This window comes from Pseudomonas sp. 5C2 (genome assembly GCF_034314155.1).
In the GTDB taxonomy this organism is placed as follows: domain Bacteria; phylum Pseudomonadota; class Gammaproteobacteria; order Pseudomonadales; family Pseudomonadaceae; genus Aquipseudomonas.
This window is the reverse complement of sequence record NZ_JAVIWH010000002.1, coordinates 1,551,296-1,564,585: the sequence shown is the minus strand read 5'-3', so window position 1 is coordinate 1,564,585 and position 13,290 is coordinate 1,551,296. Positions and strand designations below refer to the sequence as shown.

The following is a 13,290-nucleotide window of genomic DNA, read 5'->3' as shown; positions in this document are numbered from 1 at the left end:
TTTTTGTTACCGATGGCTTGGCCGTTTTCAATACACCTCTGGCCAACGTGTTTGTCTCCGTGAGTGCATTAAGCGTCACCGCCAAACGCGCATCAAACAGTCGACTCAAGGCAGATTTCCGATACAGCGCCTAACTCCGTTGATAGGGAGTATCAAGCAACCGGTGAACATTAATGTCAGCGATTGGTAAAGTATCAGTAAAGAGGCGGTCACTTGCCCCCGGTGTCAGGCTAGTTGTCGCCTGAGCTGATTTATCAAAACGATAGATCGGGGGCGCCAAAGAGAGCTGTAATGTCGAGCTATTCACCTGAGCGTAAAGCGGCCCTTATCAACAAATTGCTGCCGCCTCAAAACATGTCCGTGGCCGAGTTGTCGCGTCAAGAAGGCATCTCTCAAGCCACCCTGTATGCTTGGCGAACCAAGCTCAAAGCAGGAGGCGCAGTGGTGCCCGGAGATAAAAGCAGTGCCGATAACTGGTCGGCTGAAGCCAAGTTCGCAGCGGTGTTGCACACGGCCACGTTGAGCGAGATCGAGCTTAGCGAATACTGTCGCAGCAAGGGTTTGTACCCCGAGCAAATCGGCGCTTGGCGACAGGCCTGCATCAGTGGCCAGCTAACAGCCCAGGCACAGCGCCAGGCCGAGCGAGAACAGGCGCGCGCCGACAAAAAACGCATCGCCGAGTTGGAGCGTGAACTGCGGCGCAAGGACAAGGCGCTCGCAGAAACCGCCGCGATTCTGGTGCTGCGAAAAAAGATGAATGCCTTCTGGGGAAACGACAGCGAGGACGTCTGACCTCGCTGCCAGAACGGCAACAACTCGTTGAACGTTTTAACCAAGCCGTTGCTTCTGGTGCACGCAAAACTATTGCCAGCGCGGAGATCGGGCTGTCGCTGCGCAGCCTGCAACGCTGGGCGCTGACGCCTGTGATGCAGGCCGACGTGCGCACCACCACGTCACGTCCGCGACCACTTAATGCCCTGAGTGAACAGGAGCGTTGCGCTATTTTAGAGGTCTGCAACAGTCCGCCATTCGTCAGCCTGCCGCCCAGCCAGATCGTCCCGATACTGGCCGATCAAGGTCGTTATCTGGCCTCAGAGGCAACCTTTTACCGCGTCCTGAAGGAAGCTGATCAGCAGCACCGACGTGGCCGCAGCCATGCACCGCACAAGCATGCTGCGCCGACAACTCACAGCGCAACCACAGCCAATAAGGTCTGGTCTTGGGACATCACCTACTTGCCATCGCCAGTGCGTGGGAAGTACTACTATCTGTATTTGATCGAGGACATCTACAGCCGAAAGGCCGTGGGCTGGGAAGTTTACGAGCAAGAAAGTGGCGAGCTGGCGGCCGAACTGATGCAGCGCACCGTGCTCACCGAACGCTGCGCCGGACGGCCCCTAGTGCTGCACTCGGACAACGGTGCACCGATGAAATCGGTGACGTTGCTGAGCAAACTGTACGAACTCGGCATCACCCCGTCACGCGGACGACCACGGGTGAGTAACGATAATCCCTACTCAGAATCGCTGTTTAGAACCCTGAAATATTGCCCGCAATGGCCTCCTGGTGGTTTTGCAGATTTGGACGCGGCACGCAGCTGGGTGCGCGATTTTATCCGCTGGTACAACCACCAACACCGCCACAGCCGCATCCGCTTCGTGACCCCGGCGCAGCGTCATCGAGGAGATGATCAAGAGATCTTGGCCAAGCGTCATGCCCTGTATCAGCAAGCTCGTAATCAACATCCACATCGCTGGTCAGGTGCGACACGCAATTGGCAGCCCATCGGCGCGGTCACACTCAATCCGGAAAGGGAGTTACCGACACTGAAAATAGCCGCATAAAACACAGCTGACGCGACAACTACCTTGCAAAACGCCGCTTGGAATCGACCACAACCCTGTCCAATGCCCACTGAGGCAATCGCCAAGTCACCTGGGTGCCGGACTGTTTGGACGATTACGTGGCGGAAGAAAATTCGGTGCGTATGGTCGATGTTTTTGTCGATGAACTCACCTTGGGGCACTCGGGTTTGAGGGTGTCGATCCTGCTGCAACTGGTCGTCGGGCTAACCACCCAGCGGTCTTGCTGAAGATCTATATCTACGACTATCTCAATCGGATTCAGTTCAGCCGTCTGGATGCGGTTGTGGCAGTGCTGATTTGTACCAGCGGATAAACCAAGCGGCGAGCGGCGTCCACATTTGCAAAACCATTCGTGGGCCATTGCGGGCAATATTTCAGGGTCCTAAACAGCAATTCTGAGTAGGGGTATCATTGCTTACCGCATTGAACTCAAAGGCGAATCGATGCGCAGGCGCTCGACGAAATTGACGACAGTGGGTACTTCAGGTTAACAATGCGAACCTGCGTCGCTGCGACTGCCTGTCCACGTGAATGTGGAACGAGTGCCCATGTGGCGTGGAATCCGCAGGTGGAAACCGGGGCCGACTTTTTCAGGCTGCGAGACTTCGAGGTTAGCAGTCACTTCAGAGCTTATTTACCACGTTGAGTGGTTATTCGGTTCTGCGTTGACCGGTGCAGCTTTGTCAGTGGGTTGATTGGAGGTTTTTTGGTAAATTCAGGCACACCTATCCCGTAGTTGGCGGCCAGTGGGATTTCAGTTTGGCCAGCCTTCTCAAGTTTTGTATCGCTGCCGCTAACGTGAACTCATCGCTCGCACCGCTCATACCTCGCAATCGCAAGCGATCCACTTTCAAGATTCGCTCGAGGTGAGCGAACAACATTTCGACTTTCTTCCGTTCGTGGCGGGAGCACACATATTGCGGCGTCGCGGCTATTCGCCGAGCAACATCGCGCGCCTCTTCATTCCATTGAAAGTCGGTACTCGAGAGACTGCCGTTTTTACGCTCGGTTTTGTCCCAAACCGGCACATGTGGCTCGATATCTTTTTCCTCCACCATCCAAGCCAGCCGGCGCCTTGCCTAGCGCTGCAGTGATGAACGGCATTACCTTGTTGTGCGGCGGTGTGCTTCTTGTAGCGCGTATTTTCCGCCAACAGAGGTAGGGTAGTGGTCGCAAGAGGAAGGCTGCTCAGCGCCGCCCACACCACGGATAAACCAACAGTGAAATCCCGACAGCCAGCAATGCCCCACCAAGGCTGTTACAGACCCGAAGAATGCTCAGCCCCAGTTCCGACGCAGACGGCTGGCCCAGCTCTGCAACGAGAATAAAGTGCGGTGTCAGAAACAGTATGTAGGCTCTGTAACTGATGGATCGCCCTGCCAGCGTGCCAATCGAGAGCGGCAGGATCAGCGCTGCCAATAACAGGGGCGAGTGAATGAACGACCCCAGGGCGGCGGCCAACAGGCTGCCGAGCAAGGTGCCTGCGACCCGTTCAAGCGAGGTTTTCAAGGTGCCGGAAAACTTGGGCTGCATGATGAAAAATACCGTCAAGGTCATCCAGTAGCCATGGTCCAGCCTCCAGTATTGGACGAGCCCCACCGAGATCGCCGCCGCCAAGCCGACACGCAGCCCGTGAAGGGTGAGGTCAGACGTAAGCGTGAAGCTCGCCTGGGCAGCCTCTTTTATTGAAGTTGCATGGGGCTTTTCAATGCGCCACAGCAGCAGGGCAAAGCCCGTGGCCCACAGATTGCCGTAGAGAAAGTAAGTGGCGTAGGTCATGCCGTGGGCAAAGTCTTTACCGGGGAAAGCGGTTGAAACCGCGAAGGCCGTCGCCGCCAACAGGGCAGGCAACCCGATTCGCGTTCCGCCGCCTTGGGCCACGGCGCCGCCAAAACCTGTGATCGCGGCGAGCACGATCACGACGGGCGGATAGGCGACCGTCCAGGCGCCGAGCCCCGAAGCCAGGGCGCCCGCGACACCGAATGATAGGGCGAGTGACAGTCGCGTCCAAAAGCCTCCAGTCACCAGCGACAGGTAGGTCCAGAAGGCGGCAATCGCTGACCAGCTGAACAAAGGGTTATGCAGATAAGCCGCCAGCAACGCGGGAGCGGTACAGACAATACCTCCGCACACGACCTCGCCCACAGGGATATCGTGCAGCCTACGCAGTGATTGGAGCGCTTTGGCGGGCAATGAATGCTGCATGGCGGCCTTCAAACGGCTGCTTGAACCAGGGTACTTGCGTCGATCTGCTCAATCGACGTCACCCCGGTCAACGTCATGGCCACACGCATTTCCTTGGCAAAAATCTCCAGCATATTCTCTACACCACGCTGCCCATCGGCGGCCAGCGCATAGACCGTCGAGCGCCCGAGCAACACGCTTTTGGCGCCCAGGGCGAGCATGCGCACCACATCAAGACCCGAGCGAATACCGGAGTCGACTAACACCGTCAGATCACTGCCGACAGCCTGGGCAATCGGCGGCAACGCCTTGACGGTGGACAGCACGCCATCCAGCTGACGGCCACCGTGGTTGGATACCACAATGCCGTCCGCCCCGAAGCTCACCGCATCCTTGGCATCCTGCGGGTCGAGAATGCCTTTGATGATCATCGGGCCTTTCCAGAACTCGCGTATCCACTCCAGATCTTTCCAACTGATGGACGGGTCGAAGTTGTTCGCCAGCCAGCCCACGTAGTCCTCCAGCGTGGTGGCCTTGCCCAGGTATTTGGAGATATTGCCCAGATCATGAGGGCGACCGAGGAGGCCAACATTCAACGCCCAGTCCGGTTTGGTCATGGCCTGCAAAATGCGCCGAGGTGCGGCGTACGGCCCGGACATACCGGAGTGAGCATCGCGATAACGGGCGCCGGGCGTCGGCATATCGACCGTGAACACCAGCGTTTTGACTCCGGCAGCCTTAGCACGCTCCAGGGCGTTCTTCATAAAGCCACGGTCTTTGAGCACATACAGCTGAAACCAGATCGACTGCGCGCTCTGCGACGCTACTTCCTCAATGGAGCACACCGACACCGTCGACAGGCAGAACGGAATCCCCTTTTTCGCCGCTGCCTTGGCCGCCTGCACCTCACCCCGGCGCGCATACATGCCGGTCAGGCCTACGGGGCTGAGGATAATCGGCATATCAAGTGGTTCACCAAAGAGCGTGGTTTCCAGGCTCAAGTTGTCGACATTCTTGAGGATGCGCTGACGCAAACTGATATCGGCCAAGTCCGAACAATTGGCTCGCAGCGTGTGCTCTGCATAGGCACCGCCATCGATGTAATCAAACAGAAAACGCGGAAGTTTACGTTTGGCCGCTTCGCGGTAATCAGACGCCGACGAAATAATCATGACGGTTTTTCCTTGGGGAAGAAGTCTACTAAACGAGGCCGCAAGGCATTCGCTGTAGGTTCAGAGTAAGGAAATATCGACTATGATAATAACAACTTTTACAACTACAATTAAGTCGGAAATGGAATGCTCATGAACCTTCGAACATTACGCGCCTTTGTCGAAGTTGTGCGCCAAGGCGGCTTCTCCCAGGCTGCCGAAGTGGTCTCCCTTACCCAATCCACCGTCAGCAAGGCCGTCAAGACCCTGGAAGATGACCTAGGCACGCCGCTGTTGAACCGCATCGGCCACCGAAGCGAACTAACCGCCGCCGGCGCAATCGTATATCGCCGCGCCCTCGTCCTACTGGCCGAACACAACGATCTCATCGCCGAAGTCAACGACCTGCGCGGTCTCAAAGGTGGCGTACTGCGCATCGGCCTGCCACCCGTGGCCAGCGGCGTACTCTTCGCCGCAATGTTCACCGAATACCGCGCCCGCTATCCGAATATCGAAATTCAACTCATTGAACACGGCGCAAGGAAACTGAATGAATGCCTGAAGTCGGGAGAGGTAGACCTGGCTGCGCTGTTAAAGATGAAATCGTTTAACGAAGAGTTCGATTACCAGGATGTGCGCATCGAGCCACTGGTGGTCGTTATGGCAGAGAACCACCCAATGGCCGAACGCAACAGCGTCGACATCGCAGACTTGGCCGATACGCCGTTTATCCTTTTCGAGGAAGGGTTTGCACTGAATACCATGATTCAGGTGGCGTGCGACCGCAAGGGCGTTACGCCCAAGGTGACAGCACGCAGCGGTCAGGTCGACTTTATTGTGGATCTGGTTTCAGCGGGGCTGGGTGTGGCGTTTTTGCCGAGGATGCTGGCGCAGAAGCACTATCACGGCGGGATTCGGTTGGTGGCGCTGGATGAGCCGGATACGGATTGGTATATCGCGTTGGCGTGGCGCAAGGACGCGCATTTGTCGCCTGCGGCGGGGGCTTGGTTGGCGGTGGCTAGAGCAATGAGGAAGTGACCAGATCAGACGAAACGGCCCTGGTTCAAGCGACGAGCAGCCAGCCAAATCCAAAAGCCATCGTGAACCAAGACTTTCAACCGATTGGCGCGGCGGTTGGCGAAAAGATAAGCACTGTGCGGTTTCAGTGCCATCGCGCGCGTCCATGGGTTCGACGGCAAGCCAGATCGCGTCGATGCGAATCATCGCAGCAGGTCTCGAAGGAAACCTGCGCAGGCACCTGGCCTCTCGACTGGCCAACTTACATCTACGGTGCCACGAGCATGTGGAACTTCGATAGTGGCGTCGGGTTCGAGGCACTCCTGGATGACTTGGGCCTTGAATGATTTGAGATAGAAGAGGCGTTTTGGCTGCATGAGGAATGGGCTTAAATAGAGCTAGAAATGGTGTCCACTTAATTTGATCTGACCCCAAAATGTTGGACGCGTTATAGATTTCTTCATCCCTGTTGATCGCCACGATCACTGTGGAGTCTTTCATACCGGCCAGGTGCTGGATCGCACCGGAAATACCGACGGCGATGTACAGCTGGGGCGCAACGATTTTGCCGGCCTGACCGTTCTGCATATCGCGACCGCCGGAAACGACGATCTTGGCAGCGGTCAGTTCCGGCCGATCGGACTTGGCCAGTTCTTCCCCGACGAAGCTGGAAATTTCCGCGTCGTGAGCAGCCGTCACCGCTTCAACAGCCGCCGAACCACCTTCACAAGCCACCGGGTCAAAACCGGTGGCACGCAAGGTGATGACCTTGACCGCTGCGTTGGACTGTACGGTGGCAATGGCGTTACCAGCGTAGATCGGGCGCTTGAAGGTGTCAGTGCTTTCAACCGAGATGATCTCGGATATCTGGTCGACGTCCAGCTGCGCAGCAACGCGCGGCTGGATGTTCTTGCCGTTGGACGTAGCCTAGGCCAGGACATGGCTGTAAATTGTGTGTTGTTCGAGCATCAGGCTAGTCACTAGCGGCGCAACATTCGAAGCATGGCCCGTGCCGCTGGCATCTCGGCGACCACCGTCCACAAGCTATGGGCTGCCAATGACTTGACAAGCATGCAAAGGTGAAGGCCTTGCTCGCGAAACATCCGCGCGTCCATGTGTATTTCACACCGATCTCCAGCTCCTGGATGAACATGGTCGAGCGATTTTTCAGGGACATTACCGTGTTCTTACGCGACGGCAGTTTCGGCTGCGTACGCGAGCTGGAAAGCTCGATTACCACCTTCCTGGCATTACGAAACGCGCAACCGACCCGGTACGTTTGGAACGCAAATGGAGAGGAGATTTTGAGCAAGATTCGGCGAGCACGCGATGTGATGGAAGCGCAGATGAATGGGTAAGCTATTTTGAAAACAGTACACTAGATAAATGTTTTTCAACGATGTTGGCCGATTGTTGCCTGTAGTGACTGCCTGCAAAGGCTCGAAATCTGACCCTCTCTGGTCACTTCCCGGCAAAGCCGGCTTTGCCGAAATGAACCACTGGATGCTACGCCCTGGCTTTAGCAGACGTGAGCCTGCCAAACAAACTAACCCCGTCGCTCGATATGAGCGTCGCGGCTAAGGCAACCGCTCGCCGAGGGTTGATTACCGGTGCACTCGGTTACGCCCATTGCGTTTGGCTTGGTAAAGCGCGTCATCGGCACGAGTGACAAGGCTTTCCAGGGTGTCATCGGCTTCGAAGAGTGCGACACCAAAGGAGGCCGTTATCGTGTCGAGTACTTTGTCAGCTTTACGAGCCTTGATCCGTAATGACTGGATTTTCAGGCGCAGTTGCTCGGCGAAGGCATGGGCGCTGCCGAGATCGGTGCACTGGTTCAGGATGACGCAGAACTCTTCACCGCCGTAGCGGGCCGCCGCAGCGTGAGGGGGAAGTGAGTCCCGTAGCACCTGGCCGACGTGTTGGAGCACGCGGTCACCTAAAGGGTGACCGTACTGGTCATTGAATTGCTTGAAGTGATCGATATCCAGCATGACCAAGGCCACAGTCTGGGGCGCGTTGCTTAGCGCTTGCTCCAGCAGCCGGGTGAAGGTATCCCGGTTGAACACCTGGGTCAGACCGTCCAGCGTCGCGGCCAGCTGGGCACGTTCAAGCTTGCCTCGTAGGTTCTTGATTTCACTTTGAGCAGCATGCAGCTGGGACAGGAAAAGCTCTTGCTGATCCTGCATGAGCTGGGTGCTCTGTTGCAGCTCGCTGAGTATGCTGGGTAATCGATCATCGATCGGCTCATCAAGCATTTCTAGGCAATACCCAAGGCTCGCCTGAAAGTTGATATTGCCCTTCACGTTATGCGAAACGTCGCGCTCCATGCCGTCTACCAGACTGATCGCTTGTTGCTGACCGATGCGGGCATCCTCCAGTTCGTCGTGGATGATGTATTCGCGAAAAAGCTTGGCAGCGGACTCCGGGGGGAAATAGTCGAAGTCTCGGACAACCCGATCCAGGTGGCGATTGAGTTCTGGTGCCTGGCCTTTGCTGTAGGTGTACCAGAGGGCGTAGTGCACCGGGTTGGGCGCAATGTTATGACGCACCATCAAAGGTACAGCTTGCTTCAGCAGGGCCGCTGCCTCGCGGGTATCTTCTGGATAGAGTGCCAGGGCAGTCGCACGCTTCTTTGATGGGTTCATAACGTCACTGTTGTTGTTTATTTTTGGCGAATATACAGCAAGGTTCCACCGTTCGCGACGACTCACAAAACAAGCAGGGTTTTGTATAAATAAACAGGCCCGGAAGGCTCATCTACAGTACGTAGATTGCACCTCCAGGCCTGTCTCTTCGCCCGTCACTCAAGGTTCAGCGGCTCAGTCCTTCACGCCAACAACCGATGGCAGAAGTACACCACCAGCACACCCGCAGCCAACGTCACATACGGCAATATGCCTGCGCGCCTGGCGCCGTCATCTGCCTGGATATACAGGTCGGTCATCATGGCGGCCGGGAAGCGGCCCTTGTCTTGTACGTAGTGCCGATAGAAGAACACCGGGATGATCAGCAGCGCCAGCAGCACGCCGGTGAACAGGGTGCCTGCGCCCCAGATGTCGGCGCCAAGGCCCATGCACGCGAGGTTGACGAAGCTCAGTACGCCCCCCAGGACCAGCAACACGGTTGGCGCTTTGTACGGGCGCACCCAGTCCGGGCGGTCCATGCGGTGGATCCAGCCGGCGTTGAGGTTGAGGAAGTTGAAGATGATGTAGCTGACGTTGGACGCCGCGAGGACGAACACGTAGTCGGACATCAGCAACAGCAGCAGGTTGAACGACAGGTCGGTCCACATGGCTGCGGTGGGGGCACCGTGTTCGTTGGTGCGGCCCAAGTATTTCGGCAGCCAGCCATCCACGGAGGCCTGGTACAAGGTGCGCGACGAGCCGGACATCGAGGTCATGATCGCCAGCAAGGTGGCGAGGATCAGCATAATCAGGACGATATTGGCGACTAGCTTGCCGCCACCGATGCTGTCGGCCATGGCCTGACCCACGCCCATGCCACTGTAGATAGCCGGGGACAGCAGGCCGCTGTAGACCGCTGGGGTGGTGATTACGCCGTTGGCATCCACCACCGCCGCGCTGACCAGTTTACCGAGACCCAGGCTGCCCTGAAATGCCATGGGCACTAGGGTGAACACCAGAATGCACAGCAGACCGGCATAGAAAATCGCCTTGAAGGTGTCACGCTTAGGGTCTTTGAACTCGCGGGTGTAGCACACGGCGGTCTCGAAACCGTAGGTCGACCACGCGGCCATGAACAAGCCACCGGCCATCAACGACCAACCGGAAATGTCCCAGGCGCCATCAATGACCAGCCCGCCAGCATCGTGAGCCAAGGGATACAGCGGCAGGAAGTTAGCGTGGGTGGCATCGCCGGTCAGCAACGGCACCACGCCGACCAACAGCAGCGGGATCAGTGAGGTGACGCCGAGGATCAAGGTCAGGCGCGCCGAGCGCAGGATGCCGCCGTGTTGCACCGCGAACACCCCGAGCAGAATCACCACGCCCACGAGGAAGGTTGCGTTCAGGCGCAGGGACAACCCGCTTTTGATCCAGCCAAGGTCCAGCAGCGTTAACTGCCACGTATTGATCAGTGCATCGGGTGCAAACAACGCAGTGAGGATATAGCCGGCCGCCAGCCCCGAACCAATGGATAGCACCGGCGACCACGCCAGCCAGTTGCACCATACGGACACCGGGGCGATCAGCTTGCTGTAACGCACCCAGGCCACGGCACCATAGACCGATGCACCACCGGATTTATGCGGAAACAACCCGGCGATTTCGGCGTAGGTGAAGGCCTGGATAAAGCCGAACAGGATCGAAATGATCCAGACGATCCATGCCGGTTTACCCACCGTTGCGGCAATCGCACCAATGGAGAACAAGACCAGTGCCGGTACGCCGCTGGCGACCCAGAACGCACCTCTCCAGTCAATTTTGCGATGCAGGCTGCCGGCCGTCTGGCCTTCCTGCGGTACGGTCTCGAACGTAGTCGCTTCCATTTCTGTTATCCCATGTGTAAGTAGAGTTGTCGGGGGCAGTCGGAAGTTGAACCAGCATCCCCTCCGTCGAGCCGGAACAGCGTATTCGGCAGACGTCAGGGTGCCGGTCAGCGAGTGCTTGCGGTCTTGTTTAACGACTCTTGGTCTCGCTGGTTGGCAACGCAGTAACAGTGTTCGATTAACAGTGTTCGGTGCTGCAATGACGTGTTCTATCGCTTAACTGCGCACCCGGCTTTTGTCCGGGTCGTAGAAAATCGGTGCCATGACCTGGGCGTCGATACGCTTCTGCAAACCATCGACCTTGCCCACTTGCAGCGTTGTGCCCACGTCGGCACAAGCGACATCCACCCGGCACAACGCGATATTGCTGGCCAGCAACGGTGAGCGGCAGGCACTGGTGACCACGCCGACCTGCGCGCGGCCGCTGTACACGCCATCGCCGTGATGCGCGCCTTCGTTGCCACTCAATTGCAGGCCTACCAGCTTGTGCATCGGATTGGCACTGCGTCGCAGCAGGGCGTCGCGGCCGATGAAGTCGTCGGTTTTGCTCTTGAGTGGCACGCTGAAGCCGATCCCTGCTTCAAAAGGATCGGTCTGGTCGCTGAATTCGTACCCGGCAAATATCAGCCCGGCTTCGATGCGCAGCATGTCCAGCGCTTCAAGGCCCAGCGGGACGATGCCCAGCGGTTCGCCCAGTTGCCAGACGCGATCCCAGACCCGCTCGGCGTCTTGCGGCTGACACCAGACTTCATAGCCCAGCTCGCCGGTGTAGCCGGTGCGGGAAATCATCAACGGGCAACCGTCGTAGTTGTCCAGCCGACCAACCAGAAAACGGAACCAGCCCAGTGCTTCCACGGTCGGCTGAGTGGCTGGGGTCCAGACCATTTGTTTGAGCAACTCACGGCTCAATGGCCCTTGCACCGACAGGTTGTGAATCTGCTCGCTGGCAGACTTGACCCAGACTTTCATCCCGAGTTTTTGCGCTTGCTCACGCAACCAGACCCCGGCGTAATCCTCGCCACAGATCCAGCGGAAGTTGTCCTGCCCCAGACGTAAGAGGGTGCCGTCGTCGAGCATGCCGCCGTGTTCGTGGCACATCGCCGAATACACCACTTGGCCGATGGCCAGGCGCCGGACGTCGCGGGTCAGGCAGTACTGGAGCAGGGCTTCAGCGTCCGGGCCGATGATTTCGAATTTGCGCAGGGCGGTCAGGTCCATCACCGCCACCCGTTCGCGGCAGCCGTAATATTCATCGATGGCGCCGAACCCGTCATAGCGCAGCGGCAACCACCAGTTGCGGTAGTCGGTGAAGCTGCCGGTGAGGGCGCTGGTGCGAGAGTGAAAGCCAGACTCACGAGTCAGCGTCGGGTCGGCATCAGCAGTTTTTCGAGTGGCCATGGCGATAGAAAAGCGCTCCTTGTCGGAATAGACACGAATCTGGATGTCGGTCGGGTTCCAGCCGTTGGCCGGGTCAATGTCATCCGGGCACGACGAACTGGCGCAGACCAGATCGGTCATGGCCCGCAACAAAACGTAATCTCCCGGTCTGGACCAGGGTTCATCCAGGGTCATTTGCTGGTGGGCATCGATCCCTGTGTTGAAGAAAAAGTTGATGGCCGGCCAACCGCTGCGGGCTTGTACCCCGAAGGATTCCAGCGCGCGACTGATGTTGTCACTGCAGTTGTCGTGCCCAAAATAGCCGTGACTTTCGTAGTAGCGAGCGGCGCACGCCAGGGCAAAGGAGTCATGGCGGCCCACGGTGTCGCGCACCACTTCCAGCATGGGCTGCATCTGCCGGTCGAAAAACTTGGCGAACAGGCCCGGAGCGGGGTAGGCGTTACCGTTGAGGGTCCGCGTGACGGTTTGGTCCAGGTCCAGCTCTTGCTGGCGATCCAGTGCCCGGCGATTGAGGGCGACGAAATCCGAGCATTGCCGTCCGGCAACGTCAAGCACCTGGATGTACTGGCCCTGGCGCACGGTGTAGCTGTGCGCAGTGCCCGCGCGAACGGTGAACTCCTGCAGCGGCTCACCTAACGGCTCGGGCAGGGGCGGGACCAGAATCGACGAGGGATTGGCCCGCTGCACGATCAGTCGCAACTCGCTGGCCGTCTGTTGCAGATCGACCGCGCCGGGCTCACTCGGCGCAGCGACGATGACCAATAATGATTCGCCCGCCACGAAGCTGCGGCTGTACCCGGCAGGTGAGTCTTCGTCCCACAGCGAAGCCGAATCGGGAAGTCGATGCGGATCGACGCCGCGCTTGCCCAGCGCTTGCACAATGCGTCGGGTTTGCAGGCTGGGTTCAGCGAGCTGCGTCGCGATAAACCGGCACCCCCATGTAGCCACCAGCCCCAACGCCGCCAGGGTTGTGCGCCCTAGTCGGTCGAACGCCAGCAGCTCGCAGGGTTGCAACCCTTCGATATCGATCACTTGCAGGGTGTCGCCGGGTTCCAGGGCGATCAGCGTCAGGCCGCCACCGGCTACCCGATAGCGCTCAATCGCGGGCGCCCGGGCAAACAACCCCGGTTCCCAAGGGTGCGAAACACTCGGTGCACTCATGCGGATG

8 protein-coding genes and 5 pseudogenes are annotated in these 13,290 nt (G+C 58.1%); 5 read left to right on the top strand and 8 right to left on the bottom strand.

Annotated elements, in window-relative coordinates; all coding sequences use genetic code 11:
• Nucleotides 1-291 precede the first annotated feature (291 nt).
• The 3 genes and pseudogenes from RGU44_RS07840 to RGU44_RS07830 all read left to right on the top strand — a co-directional run.
• A protein-coding gene (locus tag RGU44_RS07840; protein WP_250690811.1) for an IS3-like element ISPpu4 family transposase occupies nucleotides 292-1,844 on the top strand; the annotation gives its coding sequence in 2 pieces (ribosomal slippage) (nucleotides 292-754 and nucleotides 754-1,844; 1,554 coding nt in all).
• Between the two features lie 95 nt (nucleotides 1,845-1,939).
• Nucleotides 1,940-2,136 (top strand): annotated as a pseudogene (locus tag RGU44_RS07835) (IS5/IS1182 family transposase); the annotation flags it as partial.
• Between the two features lie 118 nt (nucleotides 2,137-2,254).
• Nucleotides 2,255-2,356: pseudogene (locus RGU44_RS07830) on the top strand (AAA family ATPase); the annotation flags it as partial.
• Nucleotides 2,357-2,590: 234 nt separating this feature from the next.
• Here RGU44_RS07830 and RGU44_RS07825 read toward each other — a convergent pair.
• From RGU44_RS07825 to lldD, 3 genes and pseudogenes are all read right to left on the bottom strand, one after another.
• Nucleotides 2,591-2,932: pseudogene (locus RGU44_RS07825) on the bottom strand (transposase); the annotation flags it as partial.
• A gap of 121 nt (nucleotides 2,933-3,053) precedes the next feature.
• The gene (locus RGU44_RS07820; protein WP_322216541.1) at nucleotides 3,054-4,070 is read right to left on the bottom strand and encodes an FUSC family protein; all 1,017 of its coding nucleotides are present in this window, start codon (nucleotides 4,068-4,070) and stop codon (nucleotides 3,054-3,056) included.
• 8 nt (nucleotides 4,071-4,078) lie between these two features.
• Nucleotides 4,079-5,221 (bottom strand): FMN-dependent L-lactate dehydrogenase LldD, encoded by a 1,143-nt coding sequence (lldD, locus tag RGU44_RS07815; RefSeq protein ID WP_322179070.1) that lies wholly within the window; start codon nucleotides 5,219-5,221, stop codon nucleotides 4,079-4,081.
• Nucleotides 5,222-5,353: 132 nt separating this feature from the next.
• On the opposite strand from lldD, the gene RGU44_RS07810 reads away from it, so the two are divergent.
• Entirely contained in the window at nucleotides 5,354-6,238 is an 885-nt protein-coding gene (locus tag RGU44_RS07810) for a LysR family transcriptional regulator (protein WP_322216538.1), read from the top strand.
• A 5-nt stretch (nucleotides 6,239-6,243) separates the two neighbouring features.
• Here RGU44_RS07810 and tnpB read toward each other — a convergent pair whose 3' ends face one another.
• Nucleotides 6,244-6,372, bottom strand: a complete 129-nt coding sequence (gene tnpB, locus RGU44_RS24975) for an IS66 family insertion sequence element accessory protein TnpB (RefSeq protein WP_369125131.1) — start codon at nucleotides 6,370-6,372, stop codon at nucleotides 6,244-6,246.
• 301 nt (nucleotides 6,373-6,673) lie between these two features.
• Nucleotides 6,674-7,213, bottom strand: a pseudogene (locus tag RGU44_RS07805) (electron transfer flavoprotein subunit alpha/FixB family protein); the annotation flags it as partial.
• Between the two features lie 71 nt (nucleotides 7,214-7,284).
• Between RGU44_RS07805 and RGU44_RS07800 the strand changes: the two are divergent.
• Nucleotides 7,285-7,575 (top strand): annotated as a pseudogene (locus RGU44_RS07800) (IS630 family transposase); the annotation flags it as partial.
• A 246-nt stretch (nucleotides 7,576-7,821) separates the two neighbouring features.
• Here the strand turns inward: RGU44_RS07800 and RGU44_RS07795 are convergent.
• The 3 genes from RGU44_RS07795 to RGU44_RS07785 all read right to left on the bottom strand — a co-directional run bounded on the left by RGU44_RS07795 (nucleotide 7,822) and on the right by RGU44_RS07785 (nucleotide 13,283).
• A complete protein-coding gene (locus RGU44_RS07795) occupies nucleotides 7,822-8,862 on the bottom strand; it encodes a GGDEF domain-containing protein (protein ID WP_322179072.1) in 1,041 nt (346 codons plus the stop codon).
• Between the two features lie 182 nt (nucleotides 8,863-9,044).
• The gene (locus RGU44_RS07790) at nucleotides 9,045-10,724 is read right to left on the bottom strand and encodes an APC family permease (RefSeq protein ID WP_322216536.1); all 1,680 of its coding nucleotides are present in this window, start codon (nucleotides 10,722-10,724) and stop codon (nucleotides 9,045-9,047) included.
• A 216-nt stretch (nucleotides 10,725-10,940) separates the two neighbouring features.
• Nucleotides 10,941-13,283, bottom strand: a complete 2,343-nt coding sequence (locus tag RGU44_RS07785; protein WP_322179074.1) for a DUF1989 domain-containing protein — start codon at nucleotides 13,281-13,283, stop codon at nucleotides 10,941-10,943.
• Between the last annotated feature and the right edge of the window lie 7 nt (nucleotides 13,284-13,290).

What these genes read in the sequence shown, in the direction of transcription:
- tnpB (WP_369125131.1), bottom strand. Translation starts at nt 6,372, where the DNA reads ATGGCACTGAAACCGCACAGTGCTTATCTTTTCGCCAACCGCCGCGCC.
- RGU44_RS07795 (WP_322179072.1), bottom strand. Translation starts at nt 8,862, where the DNA reads ATGAACCCATCAAAGAAGCGTGCGACTGCCCTGGCACTCTATCCAGAA.
- lldD (WP_322179070.1), bottom strand. Translation starts at nt 5,221, where the DNA reads ATGATTATTTCGTCGGCGTCTGATTACCGCGAAGCGGCCAAACGTAAA.
- RGU44_RS07790 (WP_322216536.1), bottom strand. Translation starts at nt 10,724, where the DNA reads ATGGAAGCGACTACGTTCGAGACCGTACCGCAGGAAGGCCAGACGGCC.
- RGU44_RS07785 (WP_322179074.1), bottom strand. Translation starts at nt 13,283, where the DNA reads ATGAGTGCACCGAGTGTTTCGCACCCTTGGGAACCGGGGTTGTTTGCC.
- RGU44_RS07810 (WP_322216538.1), top strand. Translation starts at nt 5,354, where the DNA reads ATGAACCTTCGAACATTACGCGCCTTTGTCGAAGTTGTGCGCCAAGGC.
- RGU44_RS07820 (WP_322216541.1), bottom strand. Translation starts at nt 4,070, where the DNA reads ATGCAGCATTCATTGCCCGCCAAAGCGCTCCAATCACTGCGTAGGCTG.